The 22679-nt window shown below is 54.0% G+C and carries 20 protein-coding genes; 15 read left to right on the top strand and 5 right to left on the bottom strand.

Annotated features, from left to right (window positions below; all coding sequences use genetic code 11):
* Window positions 1–13 precede the first annotated feature (13 nt).
* The gene (gene srmB / locus ACPUC8_RS03795; protein WP_039329925.1) at window positions 14–1342 is read right to left on the bottom strand and encodes an ATP-dependent RNA helicase SrmB; all 1329 of its coding nucleotides are present in this window, start codon (window positions 1340–1342) and stop codon (window positions 14–16) included.
* 137 nt (window positions 1343–1479) lie between these two features.
* Here srmB and trmN point away from each other — a divergent pair, with 137 nt between their 5' ends.
* On the top strand, window positions 1480–2229 hold the full coding sequence (gene trmN / locus ACPUC8_RS03790; protein WP_039329923.1) for a tRNA(1)(Val) (adenine(37)-N(6))-methyltransferase TrmN: 750 nt from the start codon (window positions 1480–1482) through the stop codon (window positions 2227–2229).
* Here the strand turns inward: trmN and nadB are convergent.
* The gene (nadB, locus tag ACPUC8_RS03785; protein WP_494925595.1) at window positions 2214–3833 is read right to left on the bottom strand and encodes an L-aspartate oxidase; all 1620 of its coding nucleotides are present in this window, start codon (window positions 3831–3833) and stop codon (window positions 2214–2216) included. The two genes, trmN and nadB, sit on opposite strands and share 16 nt — an antisense overlap.
* A 442-nt stretch (window positions 3834–4275) precedes the next feature.
* Here nadB and rpoE point away from each other — a divergent pair, with 442 nt between their 5' ends.
* From rpoE to acpS, 11 genes are all read left to right on the top strand, one after another.
* A complete protein-coding gene (rpoE, locus tag ACPUC8_RS03780) occupies window positions 4276–4854 on the top strand; it encodes an RNA polymerase sigma factor RpoE (RefSeq protein ID WP_039329921.1) in 579 nt (192 codons plus the stop codon).
* A gap of 27 nt (window positions 4855–4881) precedes the next feature.
* Window positions 4882–5541, top strand: a complete 660-nt coding sequence (gene rseA / locus ACPUC8_RS03775) for an anti-sigma-E factor RseA (RefSeq protein WP_039329919.1) — start codon at window positions 4882–4884, stop codon at window positions 5539–5541.
* Window positions 5541–6497 carry a sigma-E factor regulatory protein RseB gene (gene rseB / locus ACPUC8_RS03770; protein WP_039329917.1) on the top strand — a complete coding sequence of 319 codons (957 nt, stop codon included), beginning with the start codon at window positions 5541–5543 and terminating at the stop codon, window positions 6495–6497. The genes rseA and rseB overlap by 1 nt, the downstream gene beginning before the upstream one ends.
* Window positions 6494–6958, top strand: coding sequence for a SoxR-reducing system protein RseC (gene rseC, locus ACPUC8_RS03765; protein ID WP_039329915.1), 465 nt, complete (start codon window positions 6494–6496; stop codon window positions 6956–6958). Before rseB ends, rseC begins: the two co-directional genes overlap by 4 nt.
* A gap of 217 nt (window positions 6959–7175) precedes the next feature.
* Entirely contained in the window at window positions 7176–8975 is a 1800-nt protein-coding gene (gene lepA, locus ACPUC8_RS03760) for a translation elongation factor 4 (RefSeq protein ID WP_039329914.1), read from the top strand.
* Window positions 8976–8984: 9 nt separating this feature from the next.
* Window positions 8985–9956, top strand: a complete 972-nt coding sequence (gene lepB / locus ACPUC8_RS03755; protein ID WP_039329913.1) for a signal peptidase I — start codon at window positions 8985–8987, stop codon at window positions 9954–9956.
* A 114-nt stretch (window positions 9957–10070) separates the two neighbouring features.
* Window positions 10071–10751: a ribonuclease III gene (rnc, locus tag ACPUC8_RS03750; RefSeq protein WP_039329911.1), complete on the top strand. Its 681-nt coding sequence runs from the start codon at window positions 10071–10073 to the stop codon at window positions 10749–10751.
* Window positions 10752–10804: 53 nt separating this feature from the next.
* Window positions 10805–11710 (top strand): GTPase Era, encoded by a 906-nt coding sequence (gene era / locus ACPUC8_RS03745; protein WP_039329909.1) that lies wholly within the window; start codon window positions 10805–10807, stop codon window positions 11708–11710.
* A 3-nt stretch (window positions 11711–11713) separates the two neighbouring features.
* Window positions 11714–12442 (top strand): DNA repair protein RecO, encoded by a 729-nt coding sequence (gene recO / locus ACPUC8_RS03740; protein WP_039329908.1) that lies wholly within the window; start codon window positions 11714–11716, stop codon window positions 12440–12442.
* 71 nt (window positions 12443–12513) lie between these two features.
* Window positions 12514–13245: a pyridoxine 5'-phosphate synthase gene (gene pdxJ, locus ACPUC8_RS03735; protein WP_039329907.1), complete on the top strand. Its 732-nt coding sequence runs from the start codon at window positions 12514–12516 to the stop codon at window positions 13243–13245.
* Window positions 13245–13625, top strand: a complete 381-nt coding sequence (gene acpS, locus ACPUC8_RS03730; protein ID WP_034825626.1) for a holo-ACP synthase — start codon at window positions 13245–13247, stop codon at window positions 13623–13625. Before pdxJ ends, acpS begins: the two co-directional genes overlap by 1 nt.
* On the opposite strand, the gene ACPUC8_RS03725 is transcribed toward acpS, so the two are convergent.
* Both ACPUC8_RS03725 and ACPUC8_RS03720 read right to left on the bottom strand, forming a co-directional pair.
* The gene (locus tag ACPUC8_RS03725) at window positions 13622–13870 is read right to left on the bottom strand and encodes a YfhL family 4Fe-4S dicluster ferredoxin (protein WP_039329905.1); all 249 of its coding nucleotides are present in this window, start codon (window positions 13868–13870) and stop codon (window positions 13622–13624) included. The genes acpS and ACPUC8_RS03725 overlap by 4 nt on opposite strands.
* A gap of 542 nt (window positions 13871–14412) precedes the next feature.
* Window positions 14413–15252, bottom strand: a complete 840-nt coding sequence (locus ACPUC8_RS03720; RefSeq protein WP_039329903.1) for a MurR/RpiR family transcriptional regulator — start codon at window positions 15250–15252, stop codon at window positions 14413–14415.
* 207 nt (window positions 15253–15459) lie between these two features.
* Between ACPUC8_RS03720 and yfhb the strand changes: the two genes are divergently transcribed.
* Complete coding sequence (gene yfhb / locus ACPUC8_RS03715) at window positions 15460–16098, top strand: phosphatidylglycerophosphatase C (RefSeq protein ID WP_039329901.1); 639 nt, start codon at window positions 15460–15462, stop codon at window positions 16096–16098.
* A 56-nt stretch (window positions 16099–16154) separates the two neighbouring features.
* Window positions 16155–16649 carry a tRNA adenosine(34) deaminase TadA gene (tadA, locus tag ACPUC8_RS03710; RefSeq protein ID WP_039329972.1) on the top strand — a complete coding sequence of 165 codons (495 nt, stop codon included), beginning with the start codon at window positions 16155–16157 and terminating at the stop codon, window positions 16647–16649.
* Here the strand turns inward: tadA and mltF are convergent.
* A complete protein-coding gene (gene mltF / locus ACPUC8_RS03705) occupies window positions 16646–18103 on the bottom strand; it encodes a membrane-bound lytic murein transglycosylase MltF (protein WP_039329899.1) in 1458 nt (485 codons plus the stop codon). The two genes, tadA and mltF, sit on opposite strands and share 4 nt — an antisense overlap.
* Window positions 18104–18373: 270 nt before the next feature.
* Here mltF and purL point away from each other — a divergent pair, with 270 nt between their 5' ends.
* Window positions 18374–22264, top strand: a complete 3891-nt coding sequence (purL, locus tag ACPUC8_RS03700) for a phosphoribosylformylglycinamidine synthase (protein WP_494925594.1) — start codon at window positions 18374–18376, stop codon at window positions 22262–22264.
* Window positions 22265–22679 lie beyond the last annotated feature (415 nt).

Here is a 22679-nt window from a genome sequence, read left to right as displayed (position 1 = left end):
TGCGAGTGCTGTTTTATTCCGCACTGCTCTCTGGCGTGCTGCTGCCGCTTGGCTTGCGGCGCTTCCCGACATTTTTAGTGTCGCGATGACGCTGTTTAACACGCGGTTTTTCCGCTTCTTTCTCTTTTTGTTCTTTTCGCTTCGCCAGCACCTTTTTCGACGGTTTACCCGTGACTTTGGCACTTGGCGCGCGTGATTCTGGGCGCAACTCTTCAATCACGCGAGCCTTAACGGGCTCATTGATATAACGCGTGATTTTGCCCAGCAGCAGATGGTCATGCGCTTCAACCAGCGAAATCGCCGTGCCTTTACGGCCAGCGCGTGCGGTGCGGCCAATGCGGTGCAGATAGACATCAGCGGTGCGCGGCAGGTCAAAGTTAATCACATGCGTCACATCATCAATGTCGATACCGCGCGCGGCAACGTCAGTGGCAATCATCACGTTTACGCGATTTTCATTGATGCGCTTGATCGCTTCGTTGCGGTTGACCTGCACCATCTCACCTTCCAGATAACTGGTGCGGATGCCGGCTTCGTGCAACCAGGTCACCACCTCATGCAGACGCTCACGCTTGCGTACAAAGACGATCACGCGCTTGGCTTCTGGCATTTTCAGCAGATGGATCAGCAACTTGGTTTTGTGCTCAAGATTGTCGGCGCGGTAATACCATTGCTGAATCTTTTTACGTTCGCTTTTGCTCGGATCGGCTTCAATCGACACCGGATCATTCAGCAGACGCTCGGCGAAATCTTTGATGTTGTCGCCTTCCAGCGTGGCAGAGAACAGCAACGTCTGCTTACGCCAGCGCGTTTCGGCCGCGATGGTTTCGATATCTTGCGCGAAGCCCATGTCGAGCATGCGATCGGCTTCGTCGAGAATCAGGGTTTCAACGGCACGGCAATCAAAGTTCTCTTCTTTGATGTACTGCAGCAAACGGCCGGTGGTGGCCACCACGATGTCCTGGTTTTCACTGAACACTTCTGCGTGGTTCATGTACGCCACGCCGCCGGTAATGGTGGCGATATCAAGATGGGTGTGTTTTGCCAGCTCACGTGCCTGGTCAGCCACTTGCATCGCCAGTTCACGGGTAGGCGTAACAATCAGGATACGCGGTGGGCCCGATTTTTTACGTGGGAAATCGAGCAGGTGCTGTAATGCAGGCAGCAGAAAGGCTGCCGTTTTCCCCGTCCCGGTTGGAGCCGAACCCAGAACGTCACGGCCTTCCAGCGCGGCAGGAATGGTCTCAGCCTGAATAACAGTGGGGCGCGTGTAGCCTTTTTCCTGCAAAGCTTGCAGCAGGCTTTCGTCAAGTTCGAGTTCGGAGAATGTGGTTACGGTCATGGTCTACCTCAGTTTGGGGCGCTGATTATAGACAGATCAAACATAATCTTCATCTGTTTGTGCATTTCAGGTGCAGGTGAATTCCCCGCGTGACCACGTTACACTCCCCGCAGTAAACAATTCAATGGTAGTGAAGAATGTCTCAGGACCAGCCGCAGACGCGGGCGATGTTAAGAAAAGATGGTTTCACCTTTAAGCAATTTTTCGTGGCACATGACCGCTGTGCGATGAAAGTCGGTACGGATGGCGTGTTACTTGGCGCCTGGGCTCCCGTGGCGGGGACGCGTCGCATCCTCGATATTGGCTGTGGCAGCGGGTTGATTGCCTTGATGCTGGCACAGCGTACCCCCGATCAGGTCACCCTTGATGCGGTTGAGCTGGAGGAGAGTGCCGCAAGTCAGGCTCACGAGAATGTGCAGGCTTCACCCTGGGCCGATCGTATCACCATCCATCATCAGGATATTGTGAGCTGGAGTGAGCAAAGCGAGAAACGCTACTCTCTGATTGTCAGTAACCCTCCGTTTTTTGCACCGGGCAGCACCACCGGCAGTGTCGAGCGGGATAACGCGCGCAGCACCGCCACGCTCGACCATCCCACGTTGTTACGCTGCGCCGCACAATTAATAGAAGAAGAGGGGATTTTTTGTGTGGTGCTGCCTGAAGAGGCGGGAGAACAGCTGATTTCCCTCGCACTGGCAGAAGGCTGGCATCTGCGTTACCGCTATGATGTCGCGGCTTATGCCCAACGCCCACCAAATCGTCTGGTATTGGGCTTTTCCCCGACCGCGGGCGAAACGTTGCTGGAACGTCTCGCCATTCGCGATGAAGATAAGAGTTATTCGGCTGACTGGCTCAGCCTGGTTTCTGATTTTTATCTGTTCAGATAATTATCTGGCTGGAGTTGCGTGGGTAGGGCTTCAGAAAGCTGATCGGGATAGTCTGGCGTGTAATGCAGACCTCGGCTCTCTTTGCGCTGCAGCGCACAGCGCACCATCAACTCCGCCACCTGAACTAAATTGCGCAGTTCCAACAGATTGTTAGAGAGACGGAAGTGCGCATAGTATTCATCAATTTCCTGCTGTAACAACGTAATGCGACGCAGGGCGCGCTCCAGTCTTTTGGTGGTACGCACAATGCCCATGTAGTCCCACATAAACAGGCGTAGCTCATGCCAGTTATGCTGAATCACCACGCGCTCGTCGGCGTCATCCACGCGGCTTTCATCCCATGCGGGTAACTGCTCAACAGCGGTAACCGCTGGCAGGCGACGAATCATATCTTCCGCCGCCGACCAGCCATAAACCAGACACTCCAGCAGTGAGTTGGATGCCATGCGATTGGCGCCATGCAGTCCGGTATAGCTCACTTCTCCGATGGCATACAGCCCATCAACGTCGGTACGGCCGTGCTGATCCACCATCACGCCACCGCAGGTGTAATGTGCAGCGGGGACGATCGGAATGGGCTCTTTAGTGAGATCCAAACCGAAGGTCAGCAATTTTTCATAGATCATCGGGAAGTGGGCGCGCACAAAACTTTCCGGCTGATGGCTGATATCGAGATACATGCAATCCACGCCCAGGCGCTTCATTTCGTGATCGATGGCGCGCGCCACGATATCGCGCGGTGCTAACTCAGCACGCTCATCAAAGTCAGGCATAAAGCGCGAACCGTCCGGACGCAGTAGCCACGCACCTTCACCGCGCAGGGCTTCGGTCAGCAAAAAGTTCTGCGCCTGAGGGTGGAATAAACAGGTAGGATGGAACTGGTTGAACTCCAGATTGGCCACGCGACAGCCCGCACGCCACGCCATGGCAATACCATCACCGGAGGCGACATCCGGGTTAGTGGTGTATTGATACACTTTTGCCGCGCCGCCAGTCGCCAGCACTACGGCTCGTGCACGGCAGGTTTCAACCTGTTCGCGATTGCGATTCCAGAACCATGCCCCCACCACTCGACGTTTGCCCGGCAGTCCGACTTTATCTGAAAGAATTAAATCCACTGCGTTGGTACGTTCAATGATGCGTATATTGGGATGGCTTAACGCCTGGCTGACCAGTGTCGTTTCCACTGCGCGACCTGTGGCATCGGCACTGTGCAGAATACGGCGATGGCTGTGGCCGCCTTCACGCGTCAGATGATAACGCGCCTCACCGTCGGGTTGCGGCTCCATATCGAACGCCACGCCATTATCAATTAACCACTGCACGCAATGGCGCGCGTTGCTGGCGATAAAGCTGACGGTTTCACGGTCGCATAACCCGGCGCCAGCGATCAGAGTATCTTCAACGTGGGATTCAATGCTGTCGGTTTCATCAAACACCGCCGCGATCCCGCCCTGTGCATACAGTGTTGAGCCTTCGTTAACCTGCGCTTTGCTCAGCACGGTTACCTGGTAATAGGGGGCAAGACGCAGCGCCAGCGACAAACCGGCGGCACCGCTGCCCACAATCAACACATCACATTGGTAATCAGGTATCGAAGTCATGGTGTTTAATTTACTAAACAAAAGGTGACCCGAGCATATGCCTGGATGGCGGTCGTGTGAAGTATTTTGAACAAATTACGCGGAAAAAATCTTCAGGCAGTGGAGATAACAACGCGATTTCAGTGAGTTATGTCTTAAAATGAGCACCTCGTGTTTTTTATATCAAACACTATGAAAATTCAGGTAATAAAGATGAAAATTAGGGCGTCATAGGGTACTCTGCCAGCGATTATCGGTGCCGCAAAAGACACCACCAGCGTAGTCAGTCGCTACACTGAAAGACAATCAACAACAAATGATGTCGTGGTTCCGATACGGAAATTATCTGGTCGTAGTGAACTTCAGGCCAACATATGACTCAAAGCGCATGCTTGCTCAGAACAATGAGATGTGCTGGCAGTTCACTTACGAATAAAAAAGATTTGGGGAGACATTACCTCGGATGAGCGAGCAGTTAACGGATCAGGTTCTCGTTGAGCGGGTTCAGAAGGGAGATCAAAAGTCATTTAACATACTGGTTATTCGATACCAGCATAAAGTGGCGAGCCTGGTTTCACGCTATGTTCCTTCAGGCGATGTGCCTGATGTGGTTCAGGAATCCTTTATCAAAGCGTATCGCGCACTGGAATCATTCCGTGGCGATAGCGCCTTTTATACATGGCTGTACCGCATCGCGGTGAATACCGCAAAAAATTACCTGGTGGCTCAGGGGCGTCGTCCACCCTCTAGTGATGTGGATGCGATTGATGCAGAAAATTTCGAAAGTGCGGGTGCACTAAAAGAAATTTCGAACCCTGAGAACTTAATGTTGTCAGAGGAACTGAAACAAATTGTTTTTCGGACCATTGAGGCGCTTCCCGAAGATCTGCGTATGGCCATTACCCTGCGGGAATTGGATGGCTTAAGTTACGAAGAGATTGCCGCCATCATGGATTGCCCGGTTGGTACCGTACGTTCGCGTATCTTCCGCGCCCGAGAGGCCATTGATAATAAAGTTCAACCGCTTATCCAACGTCAGTGATAACGGCTACTGGAAGGGTACCAAAGCATGCAGAAAGAAAAACTTTCCGCTTTAATGGATGGTGAAACTTTAGATAACGAGCTGTTGGCGTCGTTATCGAAGGATGCAGATCTTCAAAAAAGTTGGGAGAGCTACCATCTAATCCGCGACACCATGCGAGGTGACGTTGGTGAAGTGCTGCATTTTGATATCTCCGCACGTGTTGCAGCGGCCATTGCTCTTGAACCAGCGCGCAAAGTCACTACGCTGATTCCTGAAGCGCAGCCGGAGCCTTCACGCTGGGAGAAAATGCCATTCTGGCGTCGTGGCGGCACCTGGACTGCGCAACTGGCGCAAATCGGTGTGGCTGCCTGTGTGTCGCTGGCGGTGATTGTGGGTGTTCAACATTACAACAATCAACCTGGCAGTGGCGCGACAGAAGCATCTGATTCCCCTGCATTCAATACGCTGCCTATGATGGGTAAAGCTTCACCTGTCAGCCTCGGCGTGCCGTCTGATGCGTTTGACACCAACAGCTCTAACCAGCAGGTGCAAGAACAGCGTCGTCGTGTGAATGCAATGCTGCAGGATTACGAATTGCAACGCCGTCTGCATGCCGATCAGGTTCAGTTTGATGAGAAGAACGATCCGCAGCAGGCCCAGGCTAACGTTCCCGGAAATCAGTCGTTAGGAACTCAACAGCAGTAATGAAGCAGCTTTGGTGTGCCGTTAGCCTGCTGGCAGGCAGCCTGCTTTGGTCATCCACCGCCCCGGCGCAGACCTCTGCGTCCGGGGCGTTGTTACATCAAATGGAGCAGGCAAGTCAGAACCTCAACTACGAATTTGCCTACATCAATGTCTCGCGTCTTGGCATTGAGTCTCTGCGTTATCGTCACGCGGTTATCGACAATCGTATCTTTGCCCAACTGTTGCAGATGGATGGACCACGCCGTGAAGTGATTCAACGGGGTAATGACATCAGCTATTTCGAGCCAGGGCTTGATCCCTTCTCGTTGCCGGGTAACCACATCATCGATGCGCTGCCTGCGTTGATGTTTGCGGATTTCTCGCGTTTAGGTGAAGCCTACGATTTCATTCCGGTAGGGCGTTCACGCATGGCTGACCAGATGTGTGAAGTGGTGCGCATCGTGTCGCGTGATGGCACCCGTTACAGCTATGTGGTGTGGTTGGATGTGGACACCAAATTGCCATTGCGTATCGATCTCCTCGATCGTGATGGTGAAACGCTGGAGCAGTTCCGCGTGATCAGTTTTGCTGTCGATGAAGGCGTGCGAAACCTGATGCAAGGGCTGGAAAAAGCCAATCTGCCACCTACCTTGTCATTACCGGCGGGCGATAAAGTCCAACTCAGCTGGCAGCCAGGTTGGCTTCCGGCAGGGATGACGCTGATTTCGCAAAGCCGCCGCGATATGCCGGCCATGAACAAAACGGTCGAATCTCGTCTGTACAGCGATGGCCTGTTTAGCTTCGCCATCAATATTACCCCTGCCGATAAAAGCAGTGTGCCGCAGTCATTGCGCACTGGGCGTCGTACGGTGCAGACAGAAGTGCGCGATAATCGTGAAATCACGGTGGTGGGTGAGTTACCCCCTGCCACGGCTAAACGTATTGCGGACAGCATAGATTCAGGTGCACAAAAATGATGAGAGAATGGGCCACAGTGGTGGCGTGGGAGAAGGGCGTTGCCACGCTGCATTCGGAAGCTAAAACCTCCTGTAACAGCTGCTCGGCCCGTAAAGGCTGTGGCAGCCACGCGCTTAACCAACTGGGGCCGAAAAATGCCCATGTGATGACCATTGCCAGCCCAGAGCCTTTACAGCCGGGCCAGCGCATTGAGCTGGGCATCCGTGAAAGCAGCTTGTTGGGATCGGCGTTGTTGGTTTACATGACGCCACTGTTTGGCCTGTTTCTGGTTGCAGGCATCTTCCAGATGCTGTTCCACAGCGATTTAGCCGCAGCATGCGGTGCGCTTTTAGGCGGCATTGGCGGTTTTATTGTTGCGAAAGGTGTTTCCAGTCTGTTTGGCGATCGCGAAGCCTTCCAACCGGTGATTCTGAGCGTGGCGTTACCGCCTGATGCCTTACGCGTGGAAAACGAAGTTTGATCCCCGTCTGGGCCGCATCTGTGCGGCCTTTTCGTTTTGGCTTAACCGCTGAAATCTGTTGCGATTCCCCGCAGTTCCATTCTTTAACGCGCGGCATTAACAGTGTAATATGCGTCGTCATTAATGAGGCTGACAGGGTTCCGGGTGAAGCTCACTTTCCTGAATGTGTCTGTGCTCAAGTTTTCCACTGATTTTTTACGTGAAGATATTCATATAAATGAAGCACATACGAAATTTCTCTATCATCGCTCACATTGACCACGGCAAATCAACGCTGTCAGACCGTTTGATTCAAATTTGTGGTGGCCTTAGCGATCGTGAGATGGCAGCGCAAGTTCTGGACTCCATGGATCTGGAGCGCGAGCGCGGCATCACCATCAAAGCGCAGAGCGTGACGCTCGATTACAAAGCGTTGAACGGTGAAACTTACCAGCTCAATTTTATCGATACTCCCGGTCACGTTGACTTCTCTTACGAAGTTTCCCGCTCTCTGGCGGCGTGTGAAGGGGCATTGCTGGTGGTCGATGCAGGCCAGGGCGTTGAAGCACAGACGCTGGCAAACTGCTACACCGCAATGGAAATGGATCTGGAAGTGGTACCGGTTCTGAACAAAATCGACTTGCCTGCAGCCGATCCAGAGCGCGTGGCGGAAGAGATTGAAGACATCGTGGGTATCGATGCTGCTGATGCGGTGCGCTGCTCAGCGAAAACCGGCGTGGGTGTGCCTGATGTGCTTGAGCGTCTGGTGCGTGATATTCCACCACCGGAAGGCGACCCTGAAGGGCCACTGCAGGCGCTGATCATCGACTCATGGTTTGATAACTACCTGGGCGTAGTGTCCTTGATTCGTATCAAGAACGGTACATTGCGCAAAGGCGACAAAGTGAAAGTGATGAGTACTGGACAGACGTATAACGCTGACCGTCTCGGTATTTTCACGCCTAAGCAGGTTGACCGTAACGAACTGAACTGCGGCGAAGTAGGCTGGTTAGTGTGCGCGATTAAAGACATCCTCGGCGCGCCAGTCGGCGATACGCTGACGCTGCAGCGCAATCCTGCGGACAAAGTGTTGCCGGGCTTCAAAAAGGTGAAACCACAGGTTTACGCCGGTCTGTTCCCGATCAGCTCTGATGACTATGAAGCGTTCCGCGATGCACTGGGCAAACTGAGCCTGAACGATGCTTCCCTGTTCTATGAGCCAGAAAGCTCGACAGCATTGGGCTTTGGTTTCCGCATTGGCTTCCTGGGTCTGCTGCACATGGAGATCATTCAGGAGCGTCTGGAGCGTGAATACGATCTCGACCTGATCACCACGGCACCAACAGTAGTATACGAAGTGGAAACCACCGATGGTCAGGTGATCTACGTCGACAGCCCTTCCAAGTTGCCGCCGCTGAATAACATCGCTGAACTGCGTGAACCGATCGCGGAGTGCCACATGTTGCTGCCACAGGAGTTCCTCGGCAACGTTATCACCCTGTGTATCGAAAAACGTGGCGTTCAGACCAACATGGTTTACCACGGTAAACAAGTTGCGCTGACTTATGAAATTCCAATGGCGGAAGTGGTGCTCGACTTCTTCGACCGTCTGAAATCGACGTCTCGCGGCTATGCATCGCTTGACTACAACTTTAAACGTTTCCAAGCCTCTGACATGGTGCGTGTCGACGTGATGATTAACTCAGAACGTGTTGATGCGCTGGCGCTGATTACCCACCGTGATAACTCACAGTATCGTGGCCGCGACCTTGTGGAAAAGATGAAAGATCTGATCCCGCGTCAGCAGTTCGATATTGCGATTCAGGCGGCCATCGGCAACCACATTATCGCTCGCTCAACGGTCAAACAGCTGCGTAAAAACGTCCTGGCAAAATGCTATGGCGGTGACGTTAGCCGTAAGAAGAAACTGTTGCAGAAGCAGAAAGACGGTAAGAAGCGAATGAAGCAGGTCGGCAACGTTGAGCTGCCGCAGGAAGCATTCCTTGCCATTCTGCATGTCGGTAAAGACAGCAAATAAGGAATTTTAATGGCTAACATGTTTGCCCTGGTCCTGGTGATCGCCACACTGATAACTGGCGTTATCTGGTGTATCGATCGCTTTAAATGGGCACCCGCGCGTCGTGCTAAGCAGGCTGCTGCACAAGCGCAGGCTGGTAATACTTTAGACAGTAAAACGCTGGCCAAAGTTGCTGCACAGCCGGGCTGGGTCGAAACCACGGCATCGGTGTTCCCGGTGCTGGCGGTGGTGCTGATCGTTCGCTCGTTCATTTTTGAGCCGTTCCAGATCCCGTCTGGTTCAATGATGCCCACGCTGCTGATTGGCGACTTTATCCTGGTGGAGAAGTTTGCTTACGGTATCAAAGATCCGATTACGCAAACCACGCTGATCCCAACGGGTCATCCGCAGCGCGGTGATGTGGCGGTATTTAAATACCCGAAAGATCCCAGCGTGGATTACATCAAGCGTGTGATTGGTTTGCCGGGCGATAAAGTGGTGTTTGATCCTTACAGTAAAACGCTGACTATCAATCCAGGCTGTGGCACAGGCAAGTGTGAAACCGCACTGCCCGTGACCTACACCAATGTTGAACCGAGCGCCTTCATTCAGACCTTTAGTGGTTTTGATGGCAATGAAACCGGTAATGGTTTCTTCCAGGCGCCACAAGGCGAAACCATGAAAGGCGGTTTGCGCCTGGGGACACGCAAAGAGACATTGGGCACCGTCACGCACGATATCCTGTTAGTCAACGAAGCGCAGAGCCAGGCAAGCATGTATTATCAGCAGCCGGGCCAGCCGCAATCGACGTGGATCGTGCCGGAAGGGCAATACTTCATGATGGGCGATAACCGCGATAACAGCGCCGACAGCCGCTACTGGGGCTTTGTGCCTGAGAAGAACCTGGTCGGTAAAGCGGTGGCGATCTGGATGAGCTTTGATAAACAAGAAGGACAGTGGCCAACGGGCGTGCGCTTAAGTCGCATTGGCGGAATCCACTGATATTAAAAACGGTTGGCCTCTCTCGGGGGGCCACTGCACACCAAACAGAACGTGTTGGAACCTCAGCCCTGTTTCGTATGCAGAGTTACAGACGCACAGAATAACTGGAATCGCATGAACCCCATCCTTATTAACAAGCTGCAGCGCAAACTGGGCTACACTTTTACTCATCCGGAACTACTGCAGCAAGCGCTGACTCACCGTAGTGCCAGCAGTAAACATAATGAACGTCTTGAGTTTCTTGGCGATTCCATTCTCAGCTATGTGATCGCCAATGCGCTGTATCACCGCTTCCCGCGCGTTGACGAAGGCGATATGAGCCGCATGCGCGCCACGCTGGTGCGCGGCAATACGCTGGCAGAAATGGCGCGTGAATTTGAGCTGGGAGAATGCTTACGTCTGGGACCGGGCGAACTGAAGAGCGGCGGTTTCCGTCGTGAATCCATTCTTGCCGATACGGTGGAAGCGCTGATTGGCGGGATCTTCCTCGACAGCAATATCCAGACCGTCGAGAAGCTGATTCTCGACTGGTATCAAAATCGCCTTGATCAAATCAGCCCAGGCGATAAGCAAAAAGATCCAAAAACGCGTTTGCAGGAGTATCTGCAAGGGCGCCATCTGCCACTGCCATCCTATTTGGTAGTGCAGGTGCGTGGCGAAGCCCACGATCAGGAATTCACCATTCACTGTCAGGTGAGTGGCATGGCAGAACCGGTGGTGGGCGTAGGGTCCAGCCGCCGTAAAGCAGAGCAGGCTGCCGCCGAACAGGCGTTGATTAAGCTTGGTCTCGAATAAATAAATAGTCATATCGCAGCGTCAACAGTGGCGCTGCCCAAGTCAGGACTCGAATGAGCGAACTCGAAACATATAGCGGCTTTGTCGCGATTGTAGGCCGACCTAACGTCGGTAAATCCACTTTGCTGAACCAGTTGCTGGGGCAGAAAGTGTCGATTACGTCACGCAAGCCGCAAACCACGCGTCACCGCATCATGGGGATTCACACCGAAGGCGCTTATCAGGCGATTTACGTGGATACCCCAGGGCTGCACATGGAAGAAAAGCGGGCGATTAACCGTCTGATGAACCGTGCTGCCAGTAGTTCGATTGGTGATGTGGAGCTGGTGATTTTCGTCGTTGAAGGCACGCGCTGGACGCCAGACGATGAGATGGTGCTCAACAAGCTGCGCGACGGCAAAGTGCCCGTAGTGTTAGCCATCAATAAGGTCGATAACATTCAGGATAAAAGTATTCTGCTGCCGCATTTGCAGTTCCTCAGCCAGCAGATGAACTTCCTTGAAATCGTACCGATCTCGGCGGAAAGCGGGAAAAACGTTGATGCCATTGCCGCAATCGCGCGCAAATGCTTGCCAAAATCTGAGCATCACTTCCCAGAAGATTACGTCACCGACCGCTCTCAGCGCTTTATGGCCTCTGAGATCATCCGTGAAAAACTGATGCGCTTCCTGGGGGCTGAACTGCCTTATTCCGTCACCGTGGAGATCGAGCAGTTTGTCTCAAATGATCGCGGCGGCTACGACATCAATGGCCTGATCCTCGTTGAGCGTGAAGGGCAGAAGAAGATGGTGATCGGCAACAAAGGTGCCAAGATCAAAACCATCGGCATTGAAGCGCGTAAAGACATGGAAGAGATGTTTGAAGCGAAAGTGCATCTTGAATTGTGGGTCAAAGTGAAATCGGGCTGGGCAGACGACGAACGTGCGCTGCGCAGCTTGGGTTACTCCGACGAAGGTTAATTGATGGAAGGCTGGCAACGCGCCTTTGTGCTGCATAGTCGCCCTTACAGCGAAACCAGCCTACTCCTCGATCTGTTCAGCGAAAGCGAAGGGCGCGTTCGCGTCCTGGCCAAAGGCGCCCGCTCGCGCCGCTCTCAACTCAAAGGTGCTTTACAGCCTTTCACACCGTTGCTGGTGCGTTGGGGCGGTCGTGGTGAAGTGAAAACACTGCGCAGCGCCGAAGCGGTATCGCTGGCATTACCGCTCAGTGGCATCACACTCTACTGCGGACTGTACGTCAATGAACTGCTGTCCCGCGTGCTTGAGCAAGAAATTCCCTTCTCCGATCTCTTCTTCGATTACCTCAATTGCATCCAGATGCTGGCAGTTGGCAATGGCACGCCGGAACCTGCGCTGCGTCGCTTTGAGCTGGCGCTGCTGGGTCACCTGGGTTATGGCGTCGATTTCTTGCATTGCGCGGGCAGTGGCGAAGAGATCGATGACGGCATGACGTACAGCTACCGGGAAGAGAAAGGATTTATTGCCAGTCTGGTGGTGAATCAGCGCAGTTTTACCGGCCGCCAGCTGCGCGCCTTGTGGGAACGTGATTTCCCCGATGCCGACAGCCTGCGTGCGGCAAAACGCTTTACGCGAATGGCGTTGAAGCCCTACCTCGGCGGTAAACCCCTGAAGAGCCAGGAACTGTTTCGTCAGTTTGTCCCAAAAAAGAAACCCGATGTGTCAAACGACTAGCGCTGGTCGTACCGCTTGATATTCTTAAGCCCGGTAAACTGCAAACACACTGAACACATTTAAGGATTGTCATGGCTGAGTTGCTGTTAGGGGTCAACATTGACCATATCGCCACCGTACGTAACGCACGTGGCACGAATTATCCCGATCCCGTTCAAGCGGCGTTTGTTTCAGAGCAAGCGGGTGCAGATGGCATTACTGTTCACCTGCGCGAAGATCGTCGCCATATTACCGATCGTGATGTGCGGATCCTGCGTGACACCATCCAGACACGCATGAATCTGGAGATGGCGGTCACCGATGAGATGATCGATATCGCCTGTGAGATCAAACCGCATTTCGTCTGCCTGGTGCCTGAAAAGCGTCAGGAAGTGACCACGGAAGGCGGTCTGGATGTGGCGGGCCAGCAGGACAAAATCAACGCTGCGGTGCGCTTGTTAAGCGAGGCAGGCATTCTGGTCTCTCTGTTTATCGATGCCGATCACCGTCAAATAGAGGCGGCAGTGGCCAGCGGTGCGCCTTATATCGAAATTCATACTGGCGCTTATGCGGAAGCCCCGGAAGGCTTGGAGCGTGATGCTGAGTTGTCGCGCATTCGTAAAGCCGCGACCTTTGCCGCCAGTTTAGGTCTGAAGGTCAATGCCGGTCATGGCCTGACGTATCACAACGTGCAACCTATCGCGGAATTGCCAGAAATGCATGAGCTGAATATTGGTCACGCGATTATTGGTCGCGCACTGTTTAGCGGACTGGCTGATGCAGTAGCTGAAATGAAACAGCTGATGCGGGAAGCGCGTCGCTAATGGCGATCCTCGGGCTTGGCAGTGACATTGTCGAAATCGAACGTATTGCAGGTGTGATTGAACGATCCGGCGATCGTCTGGCGCGTCGCGTACTGAGTGAAGCCGAGTGGCAGCAATATCAAGCGCACCAGCAGCCCGTTCGCTTCTTGGCAAAACGTTTTGCCGTCAAGGAAGCGGCAGCCAAAGCGTTCGGCACCGGCATCCGAGGAGGATTGGCGTTTAATCAGTTCGAAGTCTACAACGATGCCTTGGGCAAACCGGGTTTACGTTTCTTCGAGCAGGCGAAAGTGATTGCCAGCCAACTCGGTGTGAAACACGTGCATGTCACGTTAGCCGATGAACGTCATTATGCCTGCGCCACGGTGATCATCGAAGATTAGACATTTAAGACCACAAATTTCTCCCACAGCGCCTCGCGACTTTCAGGGTGCTGTGGGTCCGAAATGATGGTGTTATCAATCGGGCAGACGCTTTGGCAGGTCGGCACATCATAATGGCCCACGCATTCTGTGCAGCGGTCGACATCAATCTCATAGATCGCCTCCCCTAAGCTGATCGCCTGGTTTGGGCATTCAGGTTCGCACATATCACAGTTGATGCATTTCGTGGTGATCAATAACGCCATGGTGTCTGTCAGTGTGTTTAGCAGGCGCGCACCTTAGCATAAATCACCTCAATTGACCCGACAGGGTATTGGCCTGCATCAAACAATCTGCGAATAAAACTCACTGTAGAACTATTCATCAATTATTGATGACGGGTTGCTAGTGAGTGGGAATAATCCGAGTTATCATTTCGTGCGATAATGACCGGCACAATTGCTTGTCATACAGGCATGAAAAATAACGAAGTGAAAAATATTCTGATTAAACAACACTGTTTGTGCTGCGGTCGACCCATTGGGTTCTGGGCGCGACTCATCTCTGCTGAGCAGTCGCTGTGCGATGAATGCTTACACCATCTGCAACGTGATAGTCGCGAAGCCTGTCGTCAGGCGGAAAGGGAGAGTGTTAAAAAGGCCGACTAATGGTCTATTCAGCTCACTAAACTAAACATTAAATCTTGATGCCAGTGCGCATTAATGTGCACCCTACGAAAATCGTGCTCGATCGTCGCAGGGTTGCCATGTATGGCGAGCAAAAAGCGCTTAAGTGACCAGCATCTGATTCAAACCAGCTTCTTCACCAACTCTTCACTGTGGCGAATATGGCTCGACGCGCGTTCTGGGTCGTTCTGAACCAGCGCCATAAACAGCAGGTCGGTCAACGCCAACTGTGCGCTGGTTGAAGAGATGGCCGCACTGCGTGTGCTCTGCTCTTCAGCCACGGTGTAGAGGCAGACAGACGCACACTGCTGCAATGAGTTAGGGGTGAAGCCGGTAAACGCCAGCACATCTACACCCAACTGCGCGGCTTCCTGCGCGGCAAGATTGATTTCCCGACGTTCACCGGTGTAGGAGATCGTCAGCAAGACATCGCCCGGAGCCATCGCCTGCACGCTCGCCAGTAAAGCATGCATATCCTGCTCGGCCACCGCGTTGATGCCAATCTTCATTAGCTTCCACGAGAAATCTTTCGCCACCAGCCCCGATGCGCCAATCCCGACCAACAAAATGCGGTTGGCGTTTTTCAGCAGTTGCAGCGTCTGTAACAGCTTCTCTTCGCTGTTGATATCCAGCGTGGCGCGGATTGCGGAGATCTTTTCTGTCAGCAACTTCTCACCCACTACTTTGAGCGGGTCATCGCTGAGGATATGGTTATGAACCGTAATGGCGTCACGATCGGCCAGCGATTCACTCAGCGCCAGCTTTAACGCCGGAAAACCTTTGTAGCCCAGTTTCTGGGCGAATTTCACCACGCTAGACTGGCTGACACCCGATTCCTCAGCCAGTTTTTGCGAACTCAGATGCCGTGCCCGATCCGGCTGCGACAGCAAAAAATCCGCCAGCCGACGCTCATTCAGCGCCAGTCGAGGGTAAAGCTGGCGAATTCGCAGCAATGAACTCATGTTCGATCCTTAATCCAACTATTCCCGATTGAGCGTAGTCTCTTTTCGCGCCGTCACTGTTTAATGACAGCGCACCGCTACAAAGAATAAACTATTCAGCTGGCATTGTAGTCATTGGAATTAAAAATGACTGTTTTCGCCCCCGAGAATGAAGCTGGCTACACTGTAGGGCAAGCCGTAGAGTTAAAAAGCGATAAGGAGTGAAGTTTGACTAAGGGTACGCAACGCCGAGTGGTATTTTTCGATCTGGATGGCACGCTGCACCAGCAGGACATGTTTGGCACCTTTATGCGCTATCTGTTGCGTCGTCAGCCGCTCAATTTGTTGCTGGTGGTGCCGCTGCTGCCGGTGATTGGCTTAGGCATGCTGATTAAAGGCCGGGCTGCGCGTTGGCCGATGAGCTTACTACTTTGGGCGATTACCTTTGGTCACAACGAACAGCGGCTACGTCAGCGTGAGGCGGAGTTCGCTGCCTGGTTCCGTCAACGTGTTACCGCATTTCCGGTGGTGCAGCAGCGACTCACCGACTATCTCAGCAGTGATGATGCCGACGTGTGGCTGATAACCGGTTCTCCGCAATCGCTGGTTGAGCAAGTTTATTTCGATTCGGCGTTCCTGCCACGTGTACAACTGATCGCCAGCCAGATGCAGCCAGGGCTGGGTGGGCGCGTGCTGGCGATGCGCTGCCTGGGTCATGAGAAGGTGGCACAGCTCGAAGAGAAGATTGGTACGCCATTACAGCTTTACAGCGGCTACAGTGACAGCAAGCAGGACAACCCGCTGTTATTCTTTTGCCAGCATCGCTGGCGCGTCACGCCGCGCGGTGAGCTGCAACAGCTGGAGTGAATCACGCGGCGATTCCGTCTATAATGCGCCGCCTTTTCTATCCGCAGGAGTTGCCGGTGAGCCCACAAACTGATGAATACTGGATGCGTCATGCGCTTGAACTGGCGCGGCGTGCGTGGGAGCAGGGCGAAGTGCCCGTGGGCGCGGTGTTAGTCCAGGGCGATAAAGTGATCGGCGAAGGCTGGAACCGCCCGATTGGTCAGTGCGACCCCACCGCCCATGCCGAAATCATGGCGCTGCGTCAGGGCGGGAAAATCCTCGAAAATTACCGTCTACTCGACACCACCTTATATGTCACGCTGGAACCCTGTGTGATGTGTGCGGGCGCGATGGTGCACAGCCGCATCACGCGGCTGGTGTATGGTGCGAAAGATGAAAAGACCGGTGCGGCAGGTTCACTGCTTGACGTGATTGGTCATCCGGGTATGAATCACCAGATTCAAATCGATTGCGGTGTATTAGCAGAAGAGTGTGCCGGGATGCTGAGTGACTTCTTCCGCATGCGCCGGGAACAAAAGAAAGCGCTGCGTCAGGCGCAGCGCGAAGGTTAATTCATCGCAATCTTGGGTTCGACCGCCGGATAGCCGGCACCCAGTTCGGCTTCCAGTGCAGACTGCTGCGCTAACCGCTTATCCTGCTCTTGCAGGTAACCCACCAGACTGATCTGATACTTACGGATATTCTCGACGTAATTATAGGCTTCATGGCCCCGCGCGTAGCCATAGGTGGTCTGCGCGTAGTAACGCTTCTGGCTGAGCATCGGCAGACGTAATTTCACATCGGCCCAGCTGTCGGGGTTACCGCCCTGTTTCGCCGTCAGCTTACGCACATCCAACATATGCGCATACCCCATGTTGTAAGCCGCCAGTGCAAACCAGATACGCTCGTCATCAGGAATGGTGTCGGGCACTTTTTCCATCATGCGTTGCAGGTATTCACTGCCACCGCGGATGCTCTGCTCAGGGTCGAGGCGGTCATTCACATTCAGGCTGTCTGCCGTGTTACGCGTCAGCATCATCATGCCGCGCACCCCGGTGGGGGAGGTGGCCTGAGGATTCCAGTGCGACTCTTGATAGGAGATGGCCGCCAGCAGACGCCAGTCCATGCTCGCCGCATACTTTTCAAACAGCGGCTTGATATCCGGCAGCGTGCTATCAATGGCGCGCAGGAAGGTACGCGTATCAACATAATCGAAGGTACCAACGTGACCGAGATATTTCTCTTCCAGCCGCGCCATGGTGCCTTCTTCACCCATCTGGCTGTAGAAGTCGAGCATCGCGGCATTCAGACTGTCGTCATCGTTACGCGGTAAATACCACGTCACCGGCTCTTCATCGGTCACGTCAAACGCCACGGCCAGCTGTGGATGGATACGCTGTAACAGGCCGATGGTCACGGAGTCGCCCACGGTGTAGTCAAGTTTGCCATCTGCCACCGCTTCCAGCAGGGCCTTTTGTCCCTGATCGGTGGATATCGCCCAATCGAGATCGGGATAGCTGTCAGCTTTAGCGGAACGTAAAGTTGACAGATATGCCGAACCGGACTGCACAATCAGGCGGCCTTTCAGATCGCCAAGGTTCTTCGGCCGTGGCTTATCAATGCGGTACACCAACTGCTGAGAAACGGAGTAGTAGCTGGGGCCACTTTGATAGTGGGCCAGGCGTTCACCGTTATAAATCAGCCCGGCTGCCAGCAAATCCGCTTTACCATCATCGAGATCGTCAAACAGATCGCCGAGGTTCGGACGCACCGTCACCTCAAGTTTGACGCCTAAATAATCGGCGAAGCGTTTCGCCAGCTCGTAATCCATACCGGCTGGTGCATTGTTGATGGTGTAGTAAGTCAGCGGGGAGTTCACAGTACTGATGCGCAGTACTCCCCGTGATTTAATCTGCGATAGCGCGTCTTTTCCACCGCCGTACCACGGGATGGAGGGCCACAGTGCCAGCGCAAGCAGCACGGTGATCAGACCGATAAACAGATAGTTTATTTTCAGGCGTTTCAAATAGTTGTCTCTTAATGGCTCACAGGCCTCTGTCTTTTAAAGGCAGTATTTATGTTGTTTTCACTCCCAGAGCGAGGGGCATTTTGCGCAACAAAGCGCAACAGGGCAACTTATATAGCAAGAATTGCGCAAAATTCAGCCAAATGCTGAGTGCCAGATTTTATGCGCAAACGGTTTCGTAACCCGCGAGGTTTCTCTATAATACCGCCCGTTTTCCCCTGTTGCGCCCAATGAAGCGTCGCCCGGCGCTTCAAAGACGAGAGATCTTTGATGATGGAAATTCTGCGTGGTTCGCCCGCTCTGTCGGCATTTCGTGTAAACAAACTGCTGACCCGCTTTCAGGACGCTCACCTGCCAGTGAGTGATATTTACGCCGAGTACGTCCATTTTGCCGATGTCAGCGCACCACTCAGTGCGGATGAACACGCCCGCCTGCAACGTTTGCTGAAATACGGTCCTTCTCTCGCCGAACACGCGCCACAAGGGCGTCTGTTGCTGGTGACCCCGCGCCCTGGCACGATCTCCCCGTGGTCCTCAAAAGCCACCGACATCGCGCACAACTGCGACTTGCCACAGGTTATTCGCCTGGAACGCGGTATGGCGTTTTATGTGCAGGCACCGCAACTGACCGAAGCACAATGGCAGCAGCTGGCTAGCCTGCTGCATGACCGCATGATGGAAACCGTGTTTGGTGACCTCAATGACGCACAGCAGCTGTTTGCACATCATGAGCCGCAGCCGCTGAAAAGCGTTGACGTGCTGGGCGCAGGCCGCATCGCACTGGAGCAAGCCAACACCACGCTGGGGCTGGCGCTGGCCGATGACGAGATCGACTACCTGCTGGATGCCTTTACCAAGCTGGGCCGCAATCCTAACGACATCGAGCTCTACATGTTTGCCCAGGCAAACTCTGAGCACTGTCGTCACAAAATCTTCAACGCCGATTGGATCATCGACGGTGAAAAACAGCCGAAATCGCTGTTTAAAATGATCAAAAACACCTTTGAACATAATCCAGAGCACGTGCTGTCTGCTTATAAAGACAACGCTGCTGTGATGGAAGGTTCACAGGTTGGCCGCTTCTACGCCGATGCGCAGAAGGGCGAATACAACTTCCATCAGGAAGATGCCCATATCCTGATGAAGGTGGAAACCCACAACCACCCAACGGCGATTTCACCGTGGCCAGGTGCGGCAACCGGTTCAGGCGGTGAAATCCGTGATGAAGGCGCAACCGGACGTGGCGCTAAGCCAAAAGCAGGTCTGGTCGGCTTCTCGGTTTCCAACCTGCGTATTCCGGGTTTTGAACAGCCATGGGAAGAAGATTTCGGTAAGCCAGATCGCATCGTCACTGCGCTGGACATCATGACCGAAGGCCCGCTGGGCGGCGCGGCGTTCAACAACGAATTTGGTCGTCCGGCCCTGAATGGTTACTTCCGTACCTACGAAGAGCGCGTCAACAGCCATAATGGCTCAGAACTGCGTGGATACCATAAGCCAATCATGCTGGCGGGCGGAATTGGTAACATTCGTGCCGACCATGTGCAAAAAGGTGAAATCGTTGTCGGCGCGAAACTGATCGTGCTCGGTGGCCCGGCGATGAACATCGGTTTAGGCGGCGGTGCGGCCTCTTCCATGGCGTCGGGTCAGTCTGATGCTGACCTGGATTTCGCTTCTGTACAGCGTGATAACCCAGAAATGGAACGTCGTTGCCAGGAAGTGATCGACCGCTGCTGGCAGCTGGGCGAAGCCAACCCAATTCTGTTCATCCATGATGTGGGTGCGGGCGGCCTGTCAAACGCAATGCCTGAACTGGTCAGCGATGGCGGCCGTGGCGGTAACTTTAATCTGCGCGATATCCTTAACGATGAGCCAGGCATGAGCCCGCTGGAAGTGTGGTGTAACGAATCGCAGGAGCGTTATGTGCTGGCGGTTGCGCCTGCGCAGTTAGCGCTGTTCGATGAGCTGTGTCAGCGTGAGCGCGCGCCGTATGCGGTGATTGGTGAAGCGACGGAAGAGCTGCATCTGAACCTCGGCGACAGCCACTTCGACAACAAACCTATCGATATGCCACTGGACGTGCTGCTGGGCAAAACGCCGAAGATGACGCGTGATGTTGCCAGCCAGCAAGCCAAAGGTGATGCGCTGGTACGTGACAACATTACCGTGGCCGATGCGATTAACCGCGTATTGCACCTGCCAACTGTGGCAGAGAAAACCTTCCTGATCACCATCGGTGACCGCAGTGTGACTGGTATGGTGGCACGCGATCAGATGGTGGGACCATGGCAGATTCCGGTAGCAAACTGTGCCGTCACCACCGCTAGCCTCGACAGCTATCACGGTGAAGCCTTCTCACTAGGCGAGCGTGCACCGGTCGCCTTGCTGGACTTCGCCGCATCAGGCCGTCTGGCCGTAGGTGAAGCGCTGACGAACCTGGCCGCCACCTCGATTGGTTCCCTGCAGCGCGTGAAACTCTCGGCAAACTGGATGGCCGCAGCCGGTCACCCAGGTGAAGATGCCGGTCTGTATGCGGCAGTGAAAGCGGTTGGCGAAGAGTTGTGTCCAGCGCTGGGTATCACTATCCCGGTGGGCAAAGACTCCATGTCGATGAAGACCCGCTGGCAGCAGGGCACCGAGCAGCGTGAGATGACCTCACCGCTGTCTCTGGTGATCACTGCATTTGCGCGGGTAGAAGATGTGCGTCGCACGGTTACTCCACAGCTGCAAGCGGATAAAGATAACCTGCTGTTGCTGGTTGATCTGGGTAACGGTGCCAACACCTTAGGTGCCACCGCGCTGTCTCAGGTTTACCGTCAGCTGGGCGACAAACCTGCTGATGTGCGTGATGCGTCGCAGCTGGCAGGCTTCTTTAACGCCATTCAGGCGCTGGTGGCCGAGCAGAAATTGCTGGCATACCACGACCGTTCAGATGGCGGCTTGCTGGTGACACTGGCCGAAATGGCCTTCACCGGTCACTGCGGTATTGAAGCCGATATCGCCGCACTGGGCAGCGATGCGCTGGCGGCACTGTTCACCGAAGAATTGGGTGCCGTGATCCAGATTAACGCCGCAGATCGTGCAGCCGTTGAGCAAGTGTTTGCCGATCATGGTCTGAGCAGCAACGTGCATGTGATTGGCCAGGCATTACCGGGCGATCGCTTTGTCATTCGTTCTGGCGACAGCGCCGTGTACAGCGAAAGCCGCACCACGCTGCGTACCTGGTGGGCAGAAACCACCTGGCAGATGCAGCGTCTGCGTGATAACCCAGCCTGTGCTGACCAGGAACATGAAGCGAAGAAAGACGACAACGACCCAGGTCTGAACGTGCATCTGACCTTCAAGCCAGAAGAAGATGTGGCTGCACCGATGATCGCCACTGGCGCTCGTCCACGTGTTGCCGTGTTACGTGAGCAGGGTGTGAACTCCCACGTTGAGATGGCGGCTGCCTTCCATCGTGCCGGCTTCACCGCCGTTGACGTCCACATGAGCGATCTGCTGGCGGGACGTCGTGGTCTGGAAGAGTTCCAGGCGCTGGTAGCCTGCGGTGGTTTCTCTTACGGCGATGTGCTGGGTGCCGGTGAGGGTTGGGCGAAATCGATTCTGTTCAACGGCCGTGTGCGTGACGAGTTTGAAAACTTCTTCCACCGTCCACAGACCCTGGCGCTGGGCGTGTGTAACGGTTGCCAGATGATGTCAAACCTGCGTGAGCTGATTCCGGGTAGTGAGCTGTGGCCACGTTTCGTGCGTAACCAGTCCGAGCGTTTTGAAGCGCGTTTCAGCCTGGTGGAAGTCGCGGCAAGTCCATCACTGTTGCTGGACGGCATGGCCGGTTCTCACATGCCTATCGCGGTTTCTCACGGCGAAGGCTTTGTGGAAGTACGTGATGCTAACCATCTGGCACAGCTGGAAAGCAAAGGCCTGGTGGCACTGCGCTTCGTTGATAACTTCGGTAAAGTGACCGAGAGTTACCCAGCAAACCCGAACGGTTCGCCGAACGGTATCACTGCGGTAACCAACGAAAGCGGACGTGTGACCATCATGATGCCACACCCGGAGCGCGTGTTCCGTACCGTGAGCAACTCCTGGCATCCGGCAGAGTGGGGCGAAGACAGCCCATGGATGCGTATTTTCCGCAATGCGCGTAAACAGCTGGGATAAGTCTTCCCATTCGTTTAAGAAGTCGCCTTCGGGCGACTTTTTTTTTGCGCCCGGTAAAGCGGTTTTTGCCGGATTTTAGCGAGTGTCTAAAATCGGCGACAATTATTGCTTGTTATTGTCTCTAAAAGGCGACATTTAACCCATTGATTTTTAATGTCTCAATTTAACGATCTTTATAACGTTGCCGATTAGCGACACTTTTACCGGACCAGCCGGTCCGCTTTGAGCCTTAAAACGTGATTAACCCCCGCATAACTCTGATAATACTGGCTATTTCATTTTTGGCACGATAGTTGCTATACTTACAACGTTGCTCATTCTCCTGTCTATGAATGCCCCGCATTGCGGTTGAGCTCATAAAAACTGAATGACGCACCAAACGGAGCCTGCCGTCCACCCCACCGATAATCGTTTG

It is taken from the genome of Pantoea sp. CFCC18177, assembly GCF_059412425.1.
The sequence above is the reverse complement of the archived record's forward strand: the minus strand, read 5'-3'. Positions and strand labels throughout refer to the sequence as shown.